Here is a 23,518-nt window from a genome sequence, read left to right on the forward strand (position 1 = left end):
GCGGATCGCCCACCACGGGCAGCCAGCTCAGCAGGCAGGCCTTTGCGCCCAGGCGGCGCAGCCAGACGCGGGCGCGGCGCTCGTGGCGTGACAGATTGCGCGGCGGCTTGGCCCGTTCAGGCGGCAGCCCGGCCAGCCGCCGCTCGCGTGCCGCGCGCCTCGCTCTGGCCGAACAGTCCCGTCGCCGACCGCGCCGCCGCGCTGGACCGTGCCGCCGATGCGATGCAGACACGCATGCCGATCCTGCTCGGCCTCATCGTCCGCGAAGCCGGCAAGTCGCTGCCCAACGCCATCGCCGAAGTACGCGAGGCGATCGATTTCCTGCGCTATTATGCCGCGCAGGCGCGCACGACCTTCGGCCCGGCGCAGCAGGCGCTTGGTCCCGTCACCTGCATCAGCCCGTGGAATTTCCCGCTCGCCATTTTTACCGGACAGGTTGCCGCAGCCCTCGTCGCGGGCAATCCCGTCCTCGCCAAGCCGGCCGAGGAAACCCCGCTGATCGCAGCCGAAGCCGTCCGTCTGCTCCATGAAGCGGGCGTGCCTGCCGATGCTCTGCAACTTCTGCCCGGCGAAGGCCGGATCGGTGCGGCGCTCGTCGCCGCGCCCGAAACCGCCGCCGTCATGTTCACCGGATCGACCGAAGTCGCCCGCCTGATCCAGCGCCAGCTGGCGACGCGGCTTTCGCCGACGGGGCGGCCCATTCCGCTGATCGCCGAGACCGGCGGCCAGAATGCCATGATCGTGGATTCGTCGGCGCTTGCCGAACAGGTGGTGGCCGACGTTATCGCCTCCGCCTTCGACAGCGCCGGCCAGCGCTGTTCGGCGCTGCGGATCCTCTGCCTTCAGGAGGATGTCGCCGATCGCACGCTGACGATGCTCAAGGGCGCGCTGGCGCAGCTCAGCATCGGTCGCACCGACGCGCTGAAGGTCGATATCGGCCCGGTCATCACCGCCGACGCGCGTGATGGCATCGCCAAGCATATCGACGCGATGAAGGCGCTTGGTCGCAAGGTCGAACAAAGCCCGCTGCCCGAAGAAGCTGCCCACGGTACCTTCGTGCCGCCGACGATCATCGAGATCGACTCCATCGCTGACCTCAGCCGCGAAATCTTCGGCCCCGTTCTCCATGTCCTGCGCTTCCGGCGCGACCGGCTGGATGCGCTCGTCGATCAGATCAACGCCACCGGCTACGGCCTGACCTTCGGCCTGCACACCCGCCTCGACGAAACCGTCGCCCGCGTGACGAGCCGGGTGAAGGTCGGCAATATCTATGTGAACCGCAACGTGATCGGCGCGATCGTGGGGGTGCAGCCCTTCGGCGGCTGCGGCTTGTCGGGCACCGGTCCCAAGGCGGGCGGGCCGCTTTATCTTGGCCGTCTGGTCGCGACGCCGCCGGTCTTTGCCGCGCGCGTCAGCCATCTGCGCTCGCCGCTCCATGCCTTCGCCGACTGGCTGGACCAGCAGGGCGAAGGGGAGGCCGCTGCGCAGGCCCGCCGTACCGGCGATGCGTCCGCGCTGGGTGTCGAACTGGCGCTGCCCGGTCCGGTGGGGGAGCGCAACCTCTACGCCCTGCATCCGCGCGGTCGCGTCCTGCTGCGCCCGGCGACCCGTCAGGGGCTGTTCCGCCAGATGGCCGCCATACTTGCCACTGGCAATCATGGCGTGGTGCAGGGCATGACCATCCCGCCCGGCCTGCCGGCCGACGTCGCCGCATGTTTCAGCACCGATGCCACCGGCCATTATGCCGCCGCCCTGGTCGAGGGCGACGCCGCCAAGATCGCTGCGACTGCTCAGTGCGTCGCCGATCTGCCCGGCCCTATCGTGTCGGTCCATGCCGACGATCATGGTCATGGCTATTGCCTCGACTGGCTGCTGGAGGAACAGTCCACTTCGGTGAACACCACGGCGGCTGGCGGCAATGCCAGCCTGATGATGATCGGATGACGTTAGGGAAATGGGTATCATTTCCTTATCGATATGACTCTCGTGCCCAACGATACATTTTCGTCCAGTCGTCGCGGTTAACGAAAAAATAAAGGGAAAATGCGAAGACCGGCAGGAATTGGAGACCTGCCCATTTTGCGCGCCTTGAAAACATTGCTGGAAAAGCGGGCGCAGCGGCCGACCCAGGATGCGGACGTGCGTCGCAGCCTTATCGAATCTCTTTATGCCTCGCCGGCGTCCCTGACCATCGGGGCAGTGACCGGTGTGGCTGTCGGGTTGGTCGTGGTCAGCCTGTCCAGCGGAGCAGCGATCCATGGCGTGGTCGCGCTGCTCTGCCTCGTTGCGACGCTGCGCGTCATCTCCGCCGTCTTCTTCCATCGCCAGCTGGTTCGTGGCACCGCCGTCGCCTCGCGCGGCTGGGAACTGGCCTATGAACTGGGCGCCTGGGTCTATGCCGGGCTGCTGGGGTTGATGGCCTTCGTCTCGCTGGTGGGCTCAGGCAACAGCGTCATCCACATGCTGACCGTGTCGATGGCGACGGGCTATGCTGGCGGTATTTCCGGCCGCAATGCGGGCCGTGTGCAAATCGCCATAGGGCAGGTCTGCCTGACCCTGCTGCCGACCGCCACGGGCCTCTGGCTGGAAGGCTCCACGGGCTATCGCGTCCTGTCGGTCGCAATGGTGATGATGGTGCTCGGCCTCGCCGAAATCAGCTCGACTACGCACCGCATCGTCGTCCAGGCGCTGCTCGGGAAGCGCGACAAGTCGTTGCTGGCCGAGAAGTTCGAGAAGCTCGCCCGCTTCGACAGCCTCACCGGCCTGGAAAATCGCATGGCGATGCAGATGCGACTGCGCGACATTTTTCAGAGCAGCGAAAAGCGCAACGACGCCGTCGCGATCCTCTGGATGGACCTCGACCGGTTCAAGGAGATCAACGACTCGCTAGGCCATATGGTCGGCGACCAGCTGCTGCGCGCGGTCGCGTACCGGCTCAATGAAGTCGTGCAGGAACGTGGCAAGATCGCCCGCTTCGGCGGCGACGAATTCGTCATCATCTGTCCCGACACGGACAGGGTGACGGCGGCGGGCATCGCGCAGGAACTGATCGACTATTTCGCCCATGGCTTCGACCTGGGCGAAAATCATCTCCAGGTGACCGCCTCCATCGGTTACGCCGTCGCGCCGCAGGATGGCCGCGACATGGACGAACTGATGCAGCATGCCGACCTGGCGCTTTACGAAGCCAAGGGGGAGGGGCGCAATCGCTCCGCCAGTTTCAACTGGTCGCTCAAGGAGCGGTTCAACCGCATCCACGAGATCGAGACGGGCCTGCGTCGCGCGCTCGATGCCGGTGAACTCAAGCTGCTGTTCCAGCCAATCGTGGACCTCGCCGGTGGCAAGATCGACGCCTGCGAGGCGCTGTTGCGCTGGGACCATCCCGTGCTGGGCGCCATCCCGCCGTCGGAATTCATTCCGATCGCCGAAAATATCGGCATGATCGAGGCGATGACCGGCTGGGTGCTGCGTCAGGCTTGTATCGCCGCGGCCTCCTGGCCCGGCGAAGTCCGGATCGCCATCAACATTTCGCCTGCCTCGCTCAAGTCGCCCGAACTGCCCGGCCATGTTATCGCGGCCTTGCTGGAAACCGGCATTTCCGCGCGTCGGCTGGAACTGGAAGTCACCGAATCCATCTTCCTGGACGATAGCGGGCAGACCAATTCCATCCTGCGCGAGTTGCAGCGGATCGGCCTTCGGCTGGCGCTCGACGATTTCGGTACCGGCTATTCGTCGCTTTCCTATCTTCGCTCCTATCGCTTCGACACTCTGAAGGTCGACCAGAGCTTCATGGCCGGTGTCAGCGCCAACGCCGAGGACCGCGCGATCGTCCATGCCATCGGCAATCTGGCGCGCGACCTGTCGATGGATACGGTGGCCGAAGGGATCGAGACGCAGGATCAGCTTCGTCATGCGCGCGATGCCGGCTTCACCAATGTGCAGGGCTATCTGTTCAGCCGCCCCGTCACGAGCGAGCGGATCGCCGAGATGATCGCCGCAGGTCCACTCGAAGGAGCGGAGCGTCCGGACCCGATCGTCCAGACGCGCCGCCGCCGCGCCTAGCCTTTAGCGCAGCCGGGTCTGCGCCGCGGCCAGTCGCCGCATCATCCGCAGATCGCGGTCCGAAAGCGACAGAGCCGTCTCGGTCCACATCTCGACAATGTCGGTCAGTTCGGTCAGCGTCATCGGATTGACCCGTCGCCCGGCGCGGCTGATGCCGACATAACCCGCATGATGCGCCATATGGTCCTTGATCCAGCGCGCCGTCGCCGCTTCGCCGTCCCCGGTGTCGACCACCTGCGTGACGATGCCCATCTCGAACATCTCGTCGGCGGTGTAGATGCGCCCGTCCGCAATCATCTGCCGCGCCAGCACCGGCCCGACCCGCCGTTGCAGGATCGAATAGGCACCCATGCCAGGGAAGAGGCCGAACAGCACTTCGGGCAGCCCGAACCGCGCCTGTCGTTCGGCGATGATGACGTCGAAGCACATCAGCGCTTCCAGCCCGCCACCAAGCGCATCGCCCTGTGCCAGGCCGATGTTGATGATGTTCATGTCATTGCAGTGCCAGATCCGCTCGACGATCTCGCAGCAGGCGACGCCATATTTAAGCAGCGTATCGCGGTCGCGGCGCTGGATGCATTCGGCGAACATTTCCAGGTCGCCGCCCAGGTTGAACACGCCGGGAAAGCGCGATCCCAGCACCATGAACTTCAGCATCCCGCCCTTGTCCCCGAACACGCGGCGGCTTTCGCGCTGCCACGCCATCGTGTCGCGAATCAGGCCCATGTTGGAATTGGGTCGTTCCGTTGGGGTCATGAACGCCCAGAGCGTCGCCAGTTCCTCATCCCACCGGACATCGATCTGGCCAAGGTCGAACAGGGTCGACCGGCTGATCGTTTCGTCAACGGTTGTTTCCGTAACGTAAGCTTGGCCATGGTCCGGGTCGTCGTCGAAACCCTCGTCAGATACGGCCTCGGCCTCGTCTCTTGACGGATTAAACCGTCCTGAATCAATCATCTGCGCCCCCAATTTTCTATCCGTAATGAAGAGATCAGGCTCGCCCCCAAGATGCAGCCAACCGGCTATTTATTGACAGGGCGTTAACCATTTTTCTTGGCAACTGTTGCAAGGAGGTCGCCCGAAACCGGTCCGCTGCGGGGATAATGTGGCGCGAATGCCACATAAATTTTCCGATCCTTTGGCTAAGGGGTGGCTCAGGGCTTTGTTAACCTTCCTTATTTATTCTCATCGGCATGATTGAGCCGCGCCCTGAATCGCCCAGCGTCACTCTCGCCCTGCATGACGAGCAGGGGGAGCCATGGCCGCTACGCCTGTCCGCCGATTGCCTTCGCTTCATCGGACCCTATCGCCGGGTGGAAGGCTTCAACATCGATGCCATGGCCTTGTTTGACGGCGTGCGTCGGGCCGCCTGATCGCGGCGGCTGACCGGCGATCCTTGTGCGCACGGCCGTTCGCTCGTAGAGCGCGGCGATGACCAAGTCTCGTTTTTCTTTCTCGATCAGCGCCACCGACGGCAAGGCGCGCACCGGCGCGATCCAGATGCGCCGCGGCGAAATCCGTACTCCCGCCTTCATGCCCGTGGGCACCGCCGCCACGGTCAAGGCGATGCGCCCCGCCGAAGTGCGCGCGACCGGCGCAGACATCATCCTGGGCAACACCTATCACCTGATGCTGCGTCCTGGCGCAGAGCGTATGGCGCGACTGGGCGGCCTGCACGGCTTCATGGGCTGGGACCGTCCGGTCCTGACCGATAGCGGCGGCTATCAGGTAATGAGCCTGTCCGCCCTCACCAGGATGAGCGAAGAAGGCGTGGCCTTCTCCAGCCATATCGACGGGTCGAAGCATATGTTGACCCCGGAGCGCTCGATGGAAATCCAGCGCCTGCTCGACAGCGATATCGTGATGGCCTTCGACGAATGCACCAAGAATGGCTGCACCCATGACGAAGCCGCCAAGTCGATGGAGCGATCGATGCGTTGGGCCAAGCGCTCGCGCGACGCCTTCGACGCGGGCGGCGATCATGCCGAGCGCGCCGCCCTGTTCGGCATCCAGCAAGGGTCGCTGGACGAAGGGCTGCGCCGCATCTCGGCGGAAAAGCTGATCGAGGTCGGCTTCGATGGCTATGCCGTGGGCGGCCTCGCGGTGGGCGAGGGGCAGGAAGCGATGTTCGCGACGCTCGACTTCGCGCTCGACATGCTGCCACAAGACAAGCCGCGCTACCTGATGGGCGTCGGCAAGCCCGACGACATCGTCGGCGCGGTGGAACGTGGCATCGACATGTTCGACTGCGTGCTGCCGACCCGTTCGGGCCGCAACGGGCAGGCCTTCACCTGGGCAGGCCCGCTCAACATCCGCAACGCCAAGTTCAACGAGGATCTGGGGCCGCTCGACCCGCGCTGCGGCTGTCCGGTCTGCGCGACCTGGAGCCGTGCTTATCTCCATCATCTGGTCAAGGCCGGTGAAATGCTGGGCGCGATGCTGATGACCCAGCACAACATCCATTTCTACCAGGAACTGATGCAGGGGCTGCGCGACAATATCGCCGCCGGCACGCTGACCCGCTTCACCGCCGATTTTCGTCGCGACTATAAACGGGTCTGACGGTCAGGGGATGATGGTGATGGCGATGGCGAAGCAGCCGGTCTCGCCATCATGGTCGAGCGGCGCGCGCAACTGGCGCGACAGGCCGGTCAGCACGCGGCGATAACGATCGTCCAGAAGGTCGGTCATCGCCTCGGACTCCCGCAGGCCAGCCGACCGGACCTCCAGCACGGCGCGATTTTCGGCGTCCGCCTGCAACTGCACTGAAATCCGCATCCGTCCCTGCGGGTCGAGGCGCATCGCCAATTCGACCAGCTCCGTCACCAGGAAAGCGACCGGCACGGCCACGTCCTGGCTGATATGCAGGTCGTCGCTGTCGATCTGTATGCCGAAGCGGCGGGCTTCGGCGGGGGCGGTGCCGCGCAGGCTGGCAGATAGTTCGCTTATCAGTGGACGCATGCCGACGCCGCGATTCTCCTCCAGTTCGGCGAAATGATTGCGATGCACCACTGACAGCGCATCGACCCGTCGCTGGATTGATGCATAGGCTTCGACCGCCTCGGGATCATGAGCGGACCGAGCGTGGAGGTTGATCAGGCTGGCGATGATCTGGAGGTTGTTCTTGACCCGATGATGCACTTCGCGGGTCAGCTTCCGTTGCGTATCCAGCCCTTCGGCCATTTCGGCTTCATGGGTGGCAACGTCCTCGCTGATCTCCCGGAATGTCTCGCCCAGCGCGAGAATTTCCTGCGCGGGCGTGCGCAGCCGGCGCATCGGCTCCAGCACCTCGCCGGGCTGATAGCTCGCCACCGTGCGCCGCAGCAGCACCAGTGGCCGAATGAGCAGGCGATTGACCACGAACCAGCCAACGGCGGCGGCGGCGAACCACATGACCAGCGGAAGGAAGAGGGAAAGGGTGCGCGCCAGCGTCGCAGGCGGATCACTTACGGTCATGGTCAGCACGATGTCGGGTGGATCGATCCGCGCCGACAGGCTGGTCTTGTGTCCATATTCCAGCGCCGCACCGGGCCGGCTGATGATCAGTTGCCTGTCACCCTGACGAAGGCCCAGCTGCCGGTTCTGAAGCGCCGTGGCCGGATCGGCCACGCTTTCCAGATGCTGGCGCGAATAATAGACGAGCCCGACCAGCCTCTCGTCCCGGCTTTTGATGCGCGTCACCAGATAGGGGATGTCGGTCAGGATCTGCGCGGTCGGCCCCGAAAAGCGCTCGCGCTCGTCCAGGCCCACCGGCTCTTCCCGTCTTGATCCGCATATCCTGCGGCCCGATCGGTCGTAGATATAATAGAGGCCGCCCTCCGCATCGTTCGATGTCAGGAACAGGTCCAGGCGGTCGCATATGCGCGGGCCGGCGGTGGTGACATTGTTGATCGCCAGTTGCAGCGCCGTGCGGTCGGACTGGAGGTCGGCGGTCATCTTCCGCGCGCTCTGCGTCACGGCGACCCGCAGCAGTGCTTCCTTTTCCAGATCGGCGGTGCGGATTGCCTGGAGAGAGGCGATCAACGCGATCAGTCCGAGCGGCAAAAGAGCAAGCGTCAGGATGAGGAACATCTTGACGCCGGTAGAGCGGAAAAAATGTGAAAGCGGTTCCGTCAGCGACCGGGCCGCCGGAGAAAGGCTGCCCCCGGCCATGACGACGTCAATCCAATTTGCTCAGAAGGTCCAGCATTTCGGCAGGAATATCCTCATCCACTGCGCGCTGATAGACTGTGCGCAGAACCTGGGACACCTGGCCTTCTTCTTTGGTTTTGGCAGCGCGCGTCTTGCGCGAAGGCGATTTCGCGCCTTTCTCGCTTGCTCCCGCTGACCGTCGTTCCGTTGTTGAAGAAACCAAAATCTGCCCCTTTGAAGCAATCTCAATCACGCCGGCCTGCCCGTATTCGCGGGATTCGTGCGGAACGTCAATTCATCGTCCCCCGCAATAATTGCGAATTTCACGATATCGTCGAAAAAACCATATGGCTGCGAAACAATTTTGCGCTTTGATGGTTCCGATGCAGGAAGCGTTTTTTTGACGCTGCCGGCCGCGAGGCGGGGAGAAGGGGGCGGGGCTTGCCATTATGGCATCGACATTCCATCCTTTTCTCCTCTGACCAACGGTCGGAGGTTGTTGGCCTGTTTTTCAGGCAGGGAGAAGATTTGACGATGTCGCTTGGACAGAAACTCCACCCCCATCTGCCGTTCCTGCGGCGCTATTCCCGTGCGTTGACGGGCAGCCAGGCCCATGGTGACGCCTATGTCCGCGCGACTCTGGAGGCAATCGTGGCCGCGCCGGAGGAGTTCCCGTCCGACATCGATCCGCGTCTTGGCCTTTACAAGACCTTCCACGCCATCTGGTCATCTTCGCATCTGGACGATGTGCCTTTGACGGCGGGCGACGGTCGCGAAGCGATCGCGCAGGCGCGCCTCGGCCGTCTGACGCCGCTGCCGCGTCAGGCGCTGCTGCTGACGGCTTTGGAAGGTTTCGCGGTCGACGATGTCGCCTATCTCATCAATCTGGATAGCGCCGATGTCGAGGCGTTGGTCGAGGAAGCCCTGACCGAGATCGAGGCGCAGACCCGCGCCAAGGTTCTCATCATCGAGGACGAGCCGATCATTGCAATGGATATCGAGACGATCGTGCGCGACCTCGGCCACGAAGTCACCGCCATCGCGGTCACGCGTGAGGATGCGGTGCGCGAAGCCATGGCCGAACGGCCCGGCCTTGTTCTCGCCGACATCCAGCTCGCCGATGATTCGAGCGGGATCGACGCAGTGAAGGATATCCTTGCCGAAATCTCTGTACCGGTGATCTTCATCACCGCCTTCCCCGAACGTCTGCTGACGGGCGAGCGGCCCGAGCCGACTTTCCTTATCACCAAACCGTTCCAGCGCTCGACCGTGAAGGCGGCAATTTCGCAGGCGCTCTTCTTCGACGAGGCGACGGCACCCGCCTGACCCGCCTTTTGCACGACGGGACGGAACTCCCGGTCCACGCTCGCGTTAATGAAGCGTAACGATCGGGAGACGTGCCATGGTTGACCATGAGCAACATATCACGGCCGAAAGGGCGAGCGCAGGCTCCAAGGAGCATGTCGTACGATATGTGTTGGCTATTTCGCTGGCTCTCATCGTCATCGTGATGCTGGCCCTGCTCTGGATGTAACAGGGCGGTAACAGGGCACTAGGTTTTGACGATAAACGGTTTAGGATACGGGCGCACTTATGGCTTTGACGACGTCGATTCATGCGACGAGGGCGACAGCCAGCACGGGGGTTGTTCCCATGGATGAAGACGTTGGCGGCGTTGAGGAACGAGCCGCCCTGTCGGACGCGGATTTCAAGCGCGAACTGGCGGCAGTCATTCCTCATCTTCGCGCATTTGGACGCTCCCTGTCGGGTAATCGCGACGTAGCGGATGATCTTGTGCAGGAAACCCTCTTGAAGGCGTGGGCTGCGCGCGCCCGCTTTCAGGCTGGCACCAATATGCGGGCCTGGACCTTCATCATCCTGCGGAACCATTATCTCTCGCAGATGCGCCGTTCGCGCTTTCGCGGCGATTGGGACGATCTGACGGCGGACCGCATCCTTGCCGCCCCGGCCGGCCAGGACAAGCATGTCGAACTCAGCGACATGCAGCGGGCGCTACTGCAATTGCCCCAGCCGCAGCGCGAGGCATTGATTCTGGTCGGCGCGGGCGGTTTCGCCTATGAAGAAGCGGCGGAAATTTGCGGCGTCGCCGTCGGCACGATCAAGAGCCGCGTCGCGCGCGGCCGCGCTGCGCTGGAACAGATATTGGAAAGTGGCGATCTCCCCTCGCGCCGGAGCCAGGAAACCACCGATACGGCGGTGCTTGACGAGATCATGGAGGATGTCGACCGGCTGAGCCGCGGCGCCCAAAGCCATTCCAGTGAAGATGACTGACGACCCGAACGCCTGATAAATGCGCGTCGTTGTCGCAGCAGAAGGGTAGCGACATGGACGAAGACCCCCTGGCCCCAAAGGAGCCGCCGCCGGTGGAAGAGCCGCCGATGCGCTCGAACGGAAGCAGTGTGGTCTTCGCGTTGGTGGCGCTGGCCCTCATCCTTGCTATCGCCTTCTTCTACCTTACCAATGATCGGCGAGAGGATCGTCGTGCCGAGAAAATTACCGAGGCGGCGGGCATTGTGGACAATGCTGCGGCCGTGGTGGGCGATGCCGCGAAAAACGCCGCGGACGCGTTACGTAACCGGAACTGACACACTTGGCGCGGCGCGCCCTCTTCGGCTTTTTCCATAGCCTTATCGGCTGATTCAGACTTTCTTCGTCATTTTCGGACAGGATGCGCGGCGTCGGATTTCCTTACACTTATCTGTAAGGCGCGATCCGGCGCCATTTGGGGATCCGTGGTCGGAAGGCAGCGGGAAAAAAAGCGCGACGATGATCAGGCTGTTCAAACATTATGTGCCGCATGCCGTATTGCTGCTGGGGCTGCTGGACTTCATGCTGCTGATCGCGGCGGCGGAGGCGGGCTGGATATTACGCGCGCACCAGATCGGCATGGGCATCGACCATGTCGTCACGCGCACCGGCCCGCTGCTCAGCTTTGCGGTCGCCATACAGACTGCGATGATCGCCGTCGGCGTCTATGGTCCCGAAGCCCTCCAGTCGATCCGCTTCGCCGTGGCGCGCCTGCTCGTCGCCGTGTCGCTGGGCGTGATCTTCCTGTCGATCCTCTATTTCCTGTTGCCGGGCATGACCCTGTGGCGGTCGAACTCGCTTTACGCCATGGGCCTGTCGCTTTCATTGTTGTTGCTGGTACGGCTGCTGCTCGGCTCGATGCTGGGGGGCGAAGCGTTCAAGCGCCGGCTGGTGGTGCTGGGTGCAGGCAGTCGCGCCGACCGGATCCGCGAACTTGAGCGCAAGCGCGGTTCGGGCTTCCTCGTCGTCGGCTATATCGCGATGAACGATGGCGCGCAGGTGGTAGAGGAAGCGATCAACCGCAACGCCGTCTATAATCTTTCCGACTTCGTCGTCCGCCTGAACGCCAGCGAGGTTGTGCTGGCGCTGGAGGAGCGGCGCAATGCCATCCCCATGTCTGACCTGCTGCGCATCAAGACGACCGGGGTTCATGTGAACGACCTCTCCAGCTTCCTGGAGCGGGAGACGGGCCGCGTCGACCTTGCCAGCGTCAATCCCAGCTGGCTGATCTTCTCCGATGGTTTTTCCGCCGGTCGCCGCCTGTCCAGCATCGCCAAGCGGCTGTTCGACATTGTCGCCAGCCTGATCCTGCTGGCACTGACCGGCCCGATCATCCTGCTCGCGGCTATCCTCGTGAAGCTCGATAGCAAAGGAGGCGCCTTTTACCGCCAGCAGCGCGTCGGCCTCTATGGCCAGGAATTCTGGATCGTGAAGCTGCGGACCATGCGGCAGGACGCCGAAGTCGCCGGGCAGGCGGTCTGGGCGGAAAAGGACGATCCGCGCATCACCCGCCTCGGCTACTGGCTGCGGAAGCTGCGCATCGACGAACTCCCGCAGACCTGGACGGTGCTGAAGGGCGAAATGAGCTTCGTCGGCCCGCGTCCCGAACGGCGTCAGTTCGTCGAGGATCTGGAACAGCATCTGCGCTATTATGCCGAACGCCATATGGTGAAGCCGGGCATCACCGGCTGGGCGCAGATCAACTATCCCTATGGCGCGTCGATCGAGGATGCCCGGCACAAGCTCGAATATGACCTCTATTATGCCAAGAATTACACGCCGTTCCTGGACTTGCTGATCCTCCTCCAGACCGTGCGGGTCATCCTCTGGCCCGACGGCGCGCGCTGAGGGGCGGGGTGTGGGCGTCCTCCTGCAATTTATCGGCGACTGGGGCCATGCGCTTGCGGCGGTGCTGTTCGCCGCGCTCGGCATCTTCCTACTGCGTCGGCGCGAGGAGGCGATCGAGCTGCGCATGCTCGCGGGCGCGCTGCTGCTGACCAGTTGCTGGGCGCTCTATGTCTCTTTCGGCGGCGTATCGAAACCGTTGTCGGGTGTCGGCGAAAGCATCCGCAACGCCGCATGGCTGCTCGCCCTGTTCGTCATGCTGCGGCGCGGCCCGGTCGGCCGAACCGGATCGATCGGCGCGGTAGCGGCGGTCTACGCAGCGGTCGCGGGTCTCATTCTGCTCCAGACCTTCACCGACCTCACCTGGCGGCAATTGCCGGTCGACAGCGACATGCATCATGCGCTCGTGACCTGTTCCCTGATCCTTCGGATGATGACTGCGATCGGCTGCCTGCTCCTGGTCCATCAGCTCTACACGGCCTGGCCCTCGCGCGAGCGGGGCAGGGTGGCGCTGCTGTTCGGCGCATTGGCGGCGATGTGGACCTATGACCTCAATCTCTACGCCATCTGCTATTTCGCACCCAACCGCGTGAGCGAGCTTTATGCGCTGCGCGGCCTGCTGATGGCCCTGCTGGCGCCGGTCATCGCCATCGGCATGCGCAAGGAGATGGCCGGGCGCTTGCAGCTGTCGCGCACGCTGACAGTCCAGTCGCTCTCCATCTTCGCGGTCGCGCTTTATGTCGTCGTCGTCACGGCGGCGGCCGTGCTGATCGAACTGATCGCCGGCCCCTATGCCCGGCTGGTGGAGATCGGCGCGGTCTTCTTCGCCGCCGTCACCGCGCTCGTCCTGCTGCCCTCGCCGCAGATGCGGGCGCTCTGGAAGGTACAGGTCGCCAAACACTTCTTCCAGCATCGCTATGATTATCGCACCGAATGGATGCGCTTCGGCGAAACCATCGCCCGCCCTGGCGAGGATCCCGCGCCGCTCGGCCAGCGCGTGGCCAAGGCGGTGGCGGACATCACCGATTCCCCCGCCGCGATGCTGCTCCTGCGAAACGAGCAGGGCGGGCTGGCCTTCGAGACACACTGGAACTGGACCGGCGACCTGCCCGAAGCGGCGATGCTCCCCTCCGAACTGGTTGCCCGGCTGGAGGTGAGCGGCTGGGTTCTGGATCTCGCCAGGACCGACAACGCCCCGGCCTTGCCCGACTGGGTAACGCAGGACGGGCGCGCCTGGGCGCTCGCCCCGCTGATCCATTATCGCCGCCTGATCGGCGCGATCTTGCTCGCCCGCCCGCCGATCGACCGGCGGCTGGACTGGGAGGATTTCGACATGCTGCGCGCCGCTGGGCGGCAGGCGGCAACCTATATCAGCGAGGCGCAGGGGCAGCAGGCGCTGGACGATGCGCAGCGCTTCGACGAATTCAACCGCCGCTTCGCCTTCATCGCGCACGACATCAAGAATCTGGTGAGCCAGCTATCCCTGCTGTCGCGCAATGCGGAACGTCATGCCGACAATCCCGAATTTCGCGCCGACATGGTGCTGACGCTGAAGGAATCGGTCGGCAAGATGAACGACATGCTTGCCCGCCTGTCCCAGCATAACAAGGGCCGGCGGGAAGAGCCGCGCCCGATGGCGCTACGCGACCTGCTCGATCAGGTCGCCCGGACCCGTGCGCGCCAGCATCCTGTCCATGTCACCGGTGCCGCGCCGATGGCGGTTGCCGATCCGGCGCGCGTTGAGCAGATCGTGACCCACCTGATGCAGAATGCCATCGACGCCAGCCCGCCCGACAGCCCGGTCGAACTGCGCCTGTCCGCCGACGACCGCGCCGCCATTGTAGAGATCATCGACAAGGGTACCGGCATGAGCGCCGAATATGTCCGCCGCGACCTGTTCAAGCCCTTCTCCTCCAGCAAGGCGGGGGGCTTCGGCCTTGGCGCGTTCGAGGCGCGCAGCCTCGCCGAGGCGATGGGCGGACGGATCGAGGTCGAAAGCCAGCCTGGACTTGGCAGTCGTTTCACCCTGCGCCTGCCGCTGGCGCCCCGCATAGACACAGAAAAGGCCGCCTGATGAGCGACACCCGCCCCAAATTGCTGATCGTGGAGGATGATCCGGGTCTTCAGCGGCAGTTGCGCTGGGCCTATGAGGATTATCAGCTCTTCATCGCCGGCGACCGGCAGGAAGCGATCGAGATGCTGCGGTCGGAAACCCCGGACGTGGTGACGCTGGACCTGGGCCTGCCGCCCGATCCCGACGGCACAAGCGAGGGTTTCGCCACGCTGGTCGAAATGCTGAAGATCAAGCCCGATACCAAGGTGATCGTCGCCTCCGGCCATGGCGCGCGCGAAAGCGCGCTGGATGCGATCGCGGGTGGCGCCTATGATTTCTATCAGAAGCCCGTCGACATCGACGAACTCGGCCTCATCGTTCGCCGCGCCTTTCACGTCCATGCGCTGGAGCGGGAAAATGCCCGTCTCGCCGAAGTCGCGCCGGAGGATGGCCGGGTATTGGGCCGCCTCATCACCGGCGCACCGGAAATGATGAAGGTCGCCCGCACGATCGAGCGCGTCGCCAACGCCGATGTTTCGGTTCTGCTGCTCGGCGCCAGCGGTACTGGCAAGGAATTGCTGGCGCAGGGGCTGCACGACGCCAGCCCGCGTCGCTCGCAGGCCTTCGTCGCGATCAACTGCGCCGCCATTCCCGAAACATTGCTGGAATCAGAACTGTTCGGGCATGAAAAGGGCGCCTTCACCGGCGCGATCAAGACTACGCCCGGCAAGATCGAACAGGCGCAGGGCGGTACGCTCTTCCTCGACGAGGTCGGTGACATTCCGCTGCCGCTTCAGGTAAAGCTGCTCCGCTTCCTTCAGGAGCGGGTGATAGAGCGGATCGGCGGGCGCCAGCCGATCGCCGTCGACACTCGCATCGTCTGCGCCACGCACCAGAATCTGGAGGAGATGATCGCAGCAGGTACGTTCCGCGAGGATCTCTATTATCGCCTTGCCGAAATCGTCGTGCGCATCCCCGCGCTCAGGGAGCGGTCCGGCGACCCGGCGCTGCTGGCGCGCCATTTCCTCACCCGCTTTGCCCGCGACATGAACCCGCAGGTCAGGGGGCTGGCACCAGATGCGCTCGCCGCGCTCGATGCCTGGCCCTGGCCCGGCAATGTCCGCGAACTGGAAAACCGCATGAAGCGGGCGATCATCATGGCCGATGGCAAGCTCATCACCGCCGCCGACCTGGATCTGGACGATGATCGGCTGGAAGGGGCCGATGTCGTGAACCTGAAGGCCGCGCGCGAAATGGCCGACCGCCGCGCCATCCGCCGCGCCATCGCGCGAACCGACGGCAATATTTCCGGCGCGGCCAAGATATTGGGGATCAGCCGTCCGACGCTCTACGACCTGCTCAAACAATATCAGATCCAGAACTGATCGATGCGCCGCTCTCGTCTCTTCCTGCTCGCCGGCATGGCCGCCCTGATGCTGGGCGGCGCTGGCCTGTGGCAATGGCGCGCGCATGAGCGCGACGGCAGCGCCGCGCTCGCCCGTGGCCTTGCCGCGCTCGACAAAGGAGACACCCGCAGCGCGCGGGTCGAATTGATGAATGCGATTCGGGGCAATGGCCGATCGATGCAGGCCCATGCCGCGCAGGCCCGCGCGCTCGCCGAACTGGGCGACGGTGCCGGTGCGCAGGCGGCGGTCGAGCGCGCCCGTTCCCTCGGCTGGCCCGCCGCGCAGGGGCGCGCCGTGATGGCGCAGGCGCTGCTGTTGCAAGGCGACATCGATGGCGCGTTGCGGGAAGCGCAGGCGTCGGACGTCCCGCCAGAGTCCGTCGTCGCGGCGGCCCGCGTGATTGCGCGGGCATCGCTGGCGCAGGGCGATATAGGCCGCGCGCGGCTTGCGCTGGAACGCGCCCTGACGCTTGCGCCCGATGACGCCGAAAACTGGATCGACCTTGGCCGCTTCCGCCTTGCGACGGGCGATCAGGGTGGTGCGATCCAGGCGGCCGACCGGGCCGTGGCGCTTGCGCCCGCCAATGCGAAGGCGCTGGCGCTGCGCGGCGAACTGACCGGCGCCCAATATGGCCTGATCGCCGCCTTGCCCTGGTTCGATCGCGCGCTTGCCGCCAACCCGGATTCCGTGCCCGCGCTGGAGCAATATGCCGCGACCCTCGCCGATGCGGGGCAGGCGAGCAAGGCGCTCAGCCTCTCGCGCCGAATTCTCGCGCTGGACCCGTCCAACCCGCGCGCCTGGATGATGCAGGCGGTGATGGCCGCGCGGGCGGGCAGGGCCGATCTGGCGCGCGCCCTGCTGGACCGCACCCATGGACGGTTGGATGGCGAGCCGGCCACTCGCTTGCTGCGCGGCGTGCTGCATCTGGAGGATGGCAATGCCGTGCTCGCCACCGAGGCACTTGCCCCCCTGGTCGCTGCCCAGCCCGACAACCGCACTGCCCGTGTCCTGCTCGGCCGGGCCTATTATCTGAACGGCGATTTCGCTTCGGCCGCGTCCACGCTCGCTACCATCGTCGCCCAGCGCGACGCCGATCCCTATGTGCTAATGCTCGCCGCGAGTGCGCAGGAAGCGCTGGGCGATCGCGCCATGGCCGACGACATGCTCGCCCGCGCCGACTGGCCGGTGCGCGCGTCCGCCGACCCCTTCGCCAGTCCGCGCGACGCTACCCTGGCCGCCGGCCCGCCGCCTGCCAATGCCACGACCGCGATCGACAATATCCCCTATATCCGCGCGCTGCTCAGTACCGGTCGCGCCGCCGACGCGCTCGCCCGCGCGCGCCTGCTCAGTCGCGCCAATCCCGGCGCGCCCGCCGCCTGGCTCATCCTCGGCGACACATTGGGCGCTGCCGGTCAGCCGCAAGAAGCGGCGCGCGCTTATGAAGCCGCCGCCAATATCCGCTTCGACCGCGACGCCGCGCTGCGCCTGGCCGCCGCCTGGGGTCGAGCCGGGAATCCCGCCCGCGCCGCGCAGGTCATCCAGTTGTTCCTGACGCAAAACCCCAATGATGTGGAAGCGCAGCGCCTTGCGGCCGGCATCGCTATTCAGGCGCAGGACTGGCGCGGTGCGTTGCGGATGCTGCGCGCGGTCCGCGCCCGGATCGGCGACAATGACGCCGTGCTGATGGCCGACCTAGCCCGCGCGGCGCTGGAAAGCGGCGACGGTCCTGCTGCGCGCGCCTACGCCACCCATGGCTATCGGCTGATGCCGGGCAATCCGATGACCGCCGACATGCTCGGCTGGGTCTTGCTGCGCACCGGCGAGAAAGGACCGGCAGCCGTCGACCTGTTGGAAAAAGCGGTTGCGCTGGCCCCCGGCGCGCCTGCGCTCCAGCTGCACCTGGGGCAGGCCTATGCGGCCGCGGGACGGAAAGGGGAGGCGAAACTGGCACTGAACCGTGCGGTGTCCGTTCCGGGCTTTGCGGATCGGCAGGAAGCGCTTGAAGCGCTCGCGGCGTTGTAAAGACACCTGGATCCGTTCGCCTTGAGCCTGTCGAAGGGCATTCTTAAAAAAGAAGGGGCTTCGACAAGCTCAGCCCGAACAGCGAAAATAAGACCGAAGTCCTAAGCCTTCGCCAGATCCAGCTCATCGATCCGCAGCCCCAGCCGCCTGATCTGTGCCGCAACCGGGGGCCAAACCGTTTCCAGAAAACGCTCGCGTTCTGCCGTGCGTAGCCGGCGGGTCGCACCATCGGCAACGAACATGCCGACGCCGCGCTTCACCACCACCAGCCGATCGTCCTGGAAACTCTGATAGGCCTTGGCCACCGTCAGCGGATTGGCGCCTTGCGCGGCGGCAAAGGCGCGCACCGATGGCAGCAGGTCGCCATCACTATATTCCCCGTCCAGGATGGAGGCGGCAATGATCTCCCGCAGGCGGAGATAGACGGGTTTGGATTCGTCGGCCATGGTGCATCAGTGCCATAATACAGCGATCAGGGCAAGTCATGGCATTACGCAATTTGTTTTGTATGCGTAATTATCTGTCCCAGACAGAGACGACCGCGTCATAATCTGGCCGAGGGCGCTCTTCCTGCGGCTTGCCCGGAGTTCCGATGAAGACGAAGCCGGCAATCGTTTCCCCTTCGCGCCCGAATGCCGCGCGCACATCCTCATTATAGGTCGGCCATCCTGTCAGCCAGCCGCCGGCAAAGCCCAGCGCATGAGTGGCGTGCAGCAGGTTCATGATCGCAGCGCCCGCCGACAATTGCTGCTCCCAGGCCGGGATCTTGCTGCCCGCGACCGGGGCGGACAGCGCCACCACCAGGGTCGGCGCCTGATGCGCGAACTGGTGCATCGCCTCGATCTCCAGCCGGCCGGCATCGGGCTTTTCGGCGCGATAGGCCGTTTCCAGCAGTTCCGCCAGCGCGGCGCGCTTGTCCAGCGGCACGATCACGAAACGCCACGGCGCCAGCTTGCCATGGTCGGGCGTACGCAATGCCACGTCCAGTATTTGCCGGAGTTGCGCGCCGTCGGGACCGGGCGCGATCAGGTCGCGCGGCTTGCCGGAACGGCGGGTCTGGAGCAGGGCGAGCGGGGAGGAGAGGTCGTTGAACATCGCTGCGACAGATGGCGCGCCTCTCGCTTCGACGCAAGGGCCGGAGCCATTGCGGCTCGCCCTTTTGACAGGGCGGACCGATCCGCACTAGGTTCGCCCCCATAAGCGGCCCCGCCACGGAGGGCCGGACACAAGAATAAGCAAAGGGTGCCGAATGGCGACTTCGGACATGACGACTGCCGAGGCAGGCAAGACCTGGCTCGGCCATCCGCGTGGGCTGTATCTGCTCTTTTTCGCGGAAATGTGGGAACGTTTCTCCTATTACGGGATGCGCGCCATCCTGATCTTCTACCTCACCAAACATTTCCTCTTCGGCGAGGACAAGGCCTATCTCCTTTATGGCGCCTATACGTCGCTGGTCTATATCACGCCGGTCATAGGCGGCTATCTGTCCGACCGGTTCCTGGGACCGCGAAAGGCGGTGCTGGCGGGCGGCGTGTTCATCGCCATCGGCCATTTCCTGATCGCCGTGACCGAAGGGCCGGGGGGACAGGATCCGCTTTTCCTCAATGGTTTCTATCTGGCGCTTGCCAGCATCATCGTCGGCACCGGTTTTCTGAAGGCCAATGTGTCGGTATTGGTCGGCGAACTCTATCCCCGCGACGATCATCGCCGCGACCCGGCCTATTCGATCTTCTACATGGGCATCAACATGGGCGGGATGCTCGGTCCGATCGTCTGTGGCCTGCTCGGCGAACTCTGGGGCTGGAGCTGGGGCTTCGGTGCAGCGGGCCTGGGCATGTTGCTCGGCCTCGTCATGTTCGTCTGGCTGAAACCCTGGTTGCTTGGCCGGGGCGAGCCGCCCGCACCGCAGCAACTGCGCCAGCCCACGGTCGCTGGCCTCAGCCAGGAATGGACCATCTATGCGGGCGCGGCGCTGGGCATCGTCGCCATCTGGGGGGTGATCCGCTATGCCGAAATGCTGGGCTATGCGCTACTCGGCTTCTCGGCCCTGACCGTCATCTACATCCTCTGGCGCACGGTTGGCACGCTGGGCAAGGTCGATCGCGATCGCATGTTCGCCGCGCTTTTCCTGATCGCGCTCAATCCGCTGTTCTGGGGGCTGTTCGAGCAGACCGGATCGTCGCTCAATATCTTTACCGACCGCAATGTCGACCGCAACATCCTTGGCTGGGATGTGCCGGCCTCGCTGTTCCAGTCGGTCAATTCGGTCTTCATCATCCTGTTCGCGCCGCTTTTCGCCGTCCTCTGGACCTTCCTCGACAAGCGCCGGCTGGAACCGTCCTCACCCGCCAAGTTCGGCATCGGCCTCATCCTCTGCGGGGCAGGCTTCCTGGTGCTGGTGGCAGGCGCGGCTATAGCGGGCGAAAATCTCACCCCGGTCCTCTTCGTCTTCCTCATCTACCTGTTCCACACCATGGCGGAACTCTGCTTCTCGCCGGTGGGCCTGTCGGCCATGACGCGCCTGTCGGTGTCGTCGATGGTCGGCCTCGTCATGGGCACCTGGTTCCTCGCCATGGCGGCGGGCAATTTCATCGCCGGCCTCATCGCCCGCGCGACCGGCAGCGGCGAAGTAGGAAATGTCACGCAAGTGCTTGACGTCTATACGCAAATCGGCTGGTTTGCGGTCATCGTCGGAGGACTGGTGCTGCTCGTTTCGCCCTATGTGAAACGCATGATGCATCTCGACACCATATCCTCGAACAGGGAGGAACATTGATGAACAGAGGCGGCAAATGGCTGCTGATCGCGGCGTTGCTGGCGGGAACCGCCACACCGCTCGCGGCAAAGAAGGACAAGGAAGCGGCGCCCGCGTCGCAAGGCAACTCGGCTGAACCCGAAAATCCCTATCCGTCCACCTACAAGGCCTATCCCGGCCGCCCTACGGTGATCCGCGGCGCGACGATCTTCGACGGCGAAGGCGGTCGCATCGACAATGGCGTGGTCTTCCTGTCGGAGGGCAAGGTCGTGTCGATCGGCGGTCCGGACACGCCGATCTCCGCCGATGTCGCGGTGTTCGACGGTACCGGCAAATATCTGACGCCCGGCGTCATCGACATTCACAGTCATCTGGGCGTCTATCCCTCGCCCGGCGTCGACGCGCTGTCGGATGGTAACGAGATGACCTCGCCCGTGACGCCCCATGTCTGGGCCGAACACAGCATCTGGCCGCAGGACCCCGGCTTCGGTCGCGCACTCGCCAATGGCGGCGTCACCACGCTCCAGATTCTGCCCGGTTCGGGCAATCTGTTCGGCGGTCGCAGCGTGACGGTGAAGAATGTCCCGTCCCGCACCCAGCAGGGGATGAAGTTCCCCGGCGCGCCCTATGGCCTGAAGATGGCATGCGGCGAAAACCCCAAGCGCGTCTACGGCGCCAAGGGGCGCGAGCCGTCGACCCGCATGGGCAATATGGCGGTCGACCGCCAGACCTGGATCAAGGCGCGCGAATATCAGAAGAAGCGCGCCGCCGGCAAGGACCAGACCCGCGACCTCGGCATGGAAACGCTGGCCGATGTGCTGGAAGGCAAGATCCTCGTCCACAATCACTGCTATCGCGCGGACGAGATGGCCAATGTGATCGATATGTCGAAGGAATTCGGCTACAGGATCACCGCCTTCCACCATGCCGTCGAAAGCTACAAGATCGCCGACCTCCTGCGGGAGAACAATATCTGCTCGGCCATGTGGGGCGACTGGTATGGCTTCAAGATGGAAGCCTATGACGGCATCAAGGAAAATGTACCACTGGTCCATCGGGCCGGCGCCTGCGCCATCGTCCACTCGGACGATGAAAACGGCATCCAGCGCCTGAACCAGGAAGCGGCCAAGGCATTGGGCGCGGGCCGCCGCATGGGGATCGACATTCCCGACGAGGTCGCCTGGACCTGGCTCGCGATCAATCCGGCGCGCGCCATGGGCATCGCCGACCAGACCGGCAGCCTCAAGGTCGGCAAGATGGCCGACGCGGTGCTGTGGAACGGCAACCCCTTCAGCACTTATACGCGGCCGGAAAAGGTCTGGATCGAAGGGGCGCTGATGTATGACAGTTCCAATCCGAAGCTGCGGCCTGTGACCGATTTCGAACTGGGCCAGATCGGCGCGGGAGACGTGAAATGAGCGTAGACAAGAAACTCCGTTCGCTTCGAGCCCTTCGACTGCCTGCCAAGGCAGGCGCTCAGGACAGGCGAATGTCGAGAAGCGCCTGCGCTGCTGTCGCCACCATGGCTGCGCTGTTGTCCGCTCCCGCCTTCGCCCAATCCATCGCCATCACCGGCGCGACCCTCGCCATCGGCGACGGCTCCGAGCCGATCCAGAACGGCACCGTCGTCATCACGGGTGGCAAGGTGGTCGCGGCCGGCGCGGGCGTGGCCGTTCCCGCCGGGGCGAAGACCGTCGACGCCAGCGGCAAATGGGTGACGCCCGGTCTCGTCTCCGGCTATTCGCGCGTCGGCCTGGTCGAGGTGCCGGGGGTCAAGCAGACCAACGACACTCGCGCCCGCTCGCCCTTCTCTGCGGCGATCGACGTCGCGCCCGCGATCAATCCGCTGGCCAACCCGATCGCGGTCAGCCGCACCGCCGGCATCACCCGCGCGGTCGTGGTGCCTGCAACCGGCGTCGGCATCTTCGCCGGGCAGGGCGCGGTGGTCGATCTGGGCGCGGACCTCAACCCGATCACCAAGGCGCGCGCCTTTCAATATGTGGAAATGGGCGAATCCGGCGCGGAGGATGCAGGCGGCAGCCGCGCCGCCGCGATCCTGACCTTCAAGACGATGCTGCGTGAAGCGCAGGATTATGCGAAGGCGCCTGCCAGCTACGATGGTCGGTCGAGGGACGCGCTCCTCAACCGCGTCGATGCCGAAGCGCTGGTTCCCGTCGTCACCGGCGCCATGCCGCTGATGATCCATGCCGAAAGCGCCCGCGACATAGTGTCCGTGCTCGCCTTGCGGCAGGATTTCCCGGCGCTCAAGCTGATCCTCGCCGGCGCGGCCGAAGGCTGGATGGTCGCGACCCAGATCGCCGCCGCCAAGGTGCCGGTGATCGCCGGCGGCCTCGACGACCTGCCCTCCAGCTTCGAAAAGCTGGCCGCGACCCAGAGCAATGTCGGCCGCATGGTGAAGGCTGGGGTCGCCGTCTCCATGGGCCTGATGGATCGCGATGAGGGGCTGCAACTGCGCCTCGCCACCCAGCAGGCGGGCAACATGGTCGCTCTCAACAAGGTGCCGGGCGCGACCGGCCTCAGCTGGGGTCAGGCGCTGCGCACCATCACCTCTGCTCCGGCCGAGGCGATGGGGCTGGGCGACCGCATCGGCTCGCTCAAGGCTGGCAAGGCAGGCGACGTGGTGATCTGGGACGGTGACCCGCTGGAAATGACGTCAGCGCCGGTCGCAGTGTGGATCGACGGCGTCCAGCAACCGATCGAAAACCGCCAGACGAAACTGCGCGACCGCTACGCCACGCCCACCGAAGGCGCGATGCCTAAGGCCTATGAATGGTGAGGTGCAGGGAGAAGGGGGGCTGAGGCTCCCCTTTGTTCTTTGGCTGGGCGGATGGCGAGCAGGAATTGCCGTCCGTTTGTTCCGCGGCTTGCCTGAAATCCGCCGCTTCCCGCAGCGGT

The 23,518-nt window shown here is 64.7% G+C and carries 20 protein-coding genes; 15 read left to right on the top strand and 5 right to left on the bottom strand.

What is annotated here, in order from left to right; translation table 11 throughout:
• Both VMR39_RS21630 and VMR39_RS21635 read left to right on the top strand, forming a co-directional pair.
• The coding region (locus VMR39_RS21630) for an L-glutamate gamma-semialdehyde dehydrogenase (protein WP_414712571.1) at positions 1-1,944 on the top strand (1,944 nt) is incomplete at its 5' end.
• A gap of 135 nt (positions 1,945-2,079) precedes the next feature.
• Positions 2,080-4,062, top strand: coding sequence for a putative bifunctional diguanylate cyclase/phosphodiesterase (locus VMR39_RS21635; protein WP_414712572.1), 1,983 nt, complete (start codon positions 2,080-2,082; stop codon positions 4,060-4,062).
• A 3-nt stretch (positions 4,063-4,065) separates the two neighbouring features.
• Here the strand turns inward: VMR39_RS21635 and VMR39_RS21640 are convergent, their stop codons facing one another.
• The gene (locus tag VMR39_RS21640; RefSeq protein WP_325418981.1) at positions 4,066-5,019 is read right to left on the bottom strand and encodes a crotonase/enoyl-CoA hydratase family protein; all 954 of its coding nucleotides are present in this window, start codon (positions 5,017-5,019) and stop codon (positions 4,066-4,068) included.
• A 236-nt stretch (positions 5,020-5,255) separates the two neighbouring features.
• Here VMR39_RS21640 and VMR39_RS21645 point away from each other — a divergent pair, with 236 nt between their 5' ends.
• Together VMR39_RS21645 and tgt are read left to right on the top strand one after the other, a co-directional pair.
• Positions 5,256-5,435: a hypothetical protein gene (locus tag VMR39_RS21645; protein WP_325418983.1), complete on the top strand. Its 180-nt coding sequence runs from the start codon at positions 5,256-5,258 to the stop codon at positions 5,433-5,435.
• Between the two features lie 58 nt (positions 5,436-5,493).
• On the top strand, positions 5,494-6,624 hold the full coding sequence (tgt, locus tag VMR39_RS21650; protein ID WP_325418985.1) for a tRNA guanosine(34) transglycosylase Tgt: 1,131 nt from the start codon (positions 5,494-5,496) through the stop codon (positions 6,622-6,624).
• A 3-nt stretch (positions 6,625-6,627) separates the two neighbouring features.
• Here tgt and VMR39_RS21655 read toward each other — a convergent pair whose 3' ends face one another.
• Both VMR39_RS21655 and VMR39_RS21660 read right to left on the bottom strand, forming a co-directional pair.
• Positions 6,628-8,133 carry a sensor histidine kinase gene (locus VMR39_RS21655; protein WP_325419046.1) on the bottom strand — a complete coding sequence of 502 codons (1,506 nt, stop codon included), beginning with the start codon at positions 8,131-8,133 and terminating at the stop codon, positions 6,628-6,630.
• 88 nt (positions 8,134-8,221) lie between these two features.
• A complete protein-coding gene (locus VMR39_RS21660) occupies positions 8,222-8,446 on the bottom strand; it encodes a NepR family anti-sigma factor (RefSeq protein WP_325418987.1) in 225 nt (74 codons plus the stop codon).
• Positions 8,447-8,727: 281 nt separating this feature from the next.
• Between VMR39_RS21660 and VMR39_RS21665 the strand changes: the two genes are divergently transcribed.
• From VMR39_RS21665 to VMR39_RS21700, 8 genes are all read left to right on the top strand, one after another.
• Entirely contained in the window at positions 8,728-9,519 is a 792-nt protein-coding gene (locus VMR39_RS21665; protein WP_325419048.1) for a response regulator, read from the top strand.
• Between the two features lie 76 nt (positions 9,520-9,595).
• A complete protein-coding gene (locus VMR39_RS21670) occupies positions 9,596-9,727 on the top strand; it encodes a hypothetical protein (RefSeq protein WP_325418989.1) in 132 nt (43 codons plus the stop codon).
• A gap of 119 nt (positions 9,728-9,846) precedes the next feature.
• The gene (locus tag VMR39_RS21675) at positions 9,847-10,485 is read left to right on the top strand and encodes a sigma-70 family RNA polymerase sigma factor (RefSeq protein WP_325418991.1); all 639 of its coding nucleotides are present in this window, start codon (positions 9,847-9,849) and stop codon (positions 10,483-10,485) included.
• A 53-nt stretch (positions 10,486-10,538) separates the two neighbouring features.
• Complete coding sequence (locus tag VMR39_RS21680; RefSeq protein ID WP_325418993.1) at positions 10,539-10,799, top strand: hypothetical protein; 261 nt, start codon at positions 10,539-10,541, stop codon at positions 10,797-10,799.
• 181 nt (positions 10,800-10,980) lie between these two features.
• On the top strand, positions 10,981-12,369 hold the full coding sequence (locus tag VMR39_RS21685; RefSeq protein WP_325418995.1) for a TIGR03013 family XrtA/PEP-CTERM system glycosyltransferase: 1,389 nt from the start codon (positions 10,981-10,983) through the stop codon (positions 12,367-12,369).
• Positions 12,370-12,379: 10 nt separating this feature from the next.
• Positions 12,380-14,440, top strand: a complete 2,061-nt coding sequence (gene prsK, locus VMR39_RS21690; protein ID WP_325418997.1) for an XrtA/PEP-CTERM system histidine kinase PrsK — start codon at positions 12,380-12,382, stop codon at positions 14,438-14,440.
• Positions 14,440-15,804 carry a PEP-CTERM-box response regulator transcription factor gene (gene prsR, locus VMR39_RS21695; protein WP_325418999.1) on the top strand — a complete coding sequence of 455 codons (1,365 nt, stop codon included), beginning with the start codon at positions 14,440-14,442 and terminating at the stop codon, positions 15,802-15,804. Before prsK ends, prsR begins: the two co-directional genes overlap by 1 nt.
• A gap of 3 nt (positions 15,805-15,807) precedes the next feature.
• The gene (locus tag VMR39_RS21700; protein WP_325419001.1) at positions 15,808-17,847 is read left to right on the top strand and encodes a tetratricopeptide repeat protein; all 2,040 of its coding nucleotides are present in this window, start codon (positions 15,808-15,810) and stop codon (positions 17,845-17,847) included.
• A 101-nt stretch (positions 17,848-17,948) separates the two neighbouring features.
• Here VMR39_RS21700 and VMR39_RS21705 read toward each other — a convergent pair whose 3' ends face one another.
• Together VMR39_RS21705 and VMR39_RS21710 are read right to left on the bottom strand one after the other, a co-directional pair.
• Positions 17,949-18,293, bottom strand: coding sequence for a GntR family transcriptional regulator (locus VMR39_RS21705; RefSeq protein ID WP_325419004.1), 345 nt, complete (start codon positions 18,291-18,293; stop codon positions 17,949-17,951).
• Between the two features lie 70 nt (positions 18,294-18,363).
• Positions 18,364-18,942 (bottom strand): nitroreductase, encoded by a 579-nt coding sequence (locus VMR39_RS21710; RefSeq protein WP_325419006.1) that lies wholly within the window; start codon positions 18,940-18,942, stop codon positions 18,364-18,366.
• 154 nt (positions 18,943-19,096) lie between these two features.
• On the opposite strand from VMR39_RS21710, the gene VMR39_RS21715 reads away from it, so the two are divergent.
• From VMR39_RS21715 to VMR39_RS21725, 3 genes are all read left to right on the top strand, one after another.
• A complete protein-coding gene (locus tag VMR39_RS21715; RefSeq protein WP_325419008.1) occupies positions 19,097-20,623 on the top strand; it encodes a peptide MFS transporter in 1,527 nt (508 codons plus the stop codon).
• Positions 20,623-22,020 (top strand): amidohydrolase, encoded by a 1,398-nt coding sequence (locus VMR39_RS21720; RefSeq protein ID WP_325419010.1) that lies wholly within the window; start codon positions 20,623-20,625, stop codon positions 22,018-22,020. Before VMR39_RS21715 ends, VMR39_RS21720 begins: the two co-directional genes overlap by 1 nt.
• 71 nt (positions 22,021-22,091) lie before the next feature.
• Positions 22,092-23,399, top strand: a complete 1,308-nt coding sequence (locus tag VMR39_RS21725) for an amidohydrolase family protein (protein WP_325419012.1) — start codon at positions 22,092-22,094, stop codon at positions 23,397-23,399.
• The last annotated feature ends 119 nt before the right edge of the window (positions 23,400-23,518 follow it).

The sequence above is a fragment of the Sphingobium sp. genome, assembly GCF_035511395.1.
Classification (GTDB): Bacteria; Pseudomonadota; Alphaproteobacteria; order Sphingomonadales; family Sphingomonadaceae; genus Sphingobium.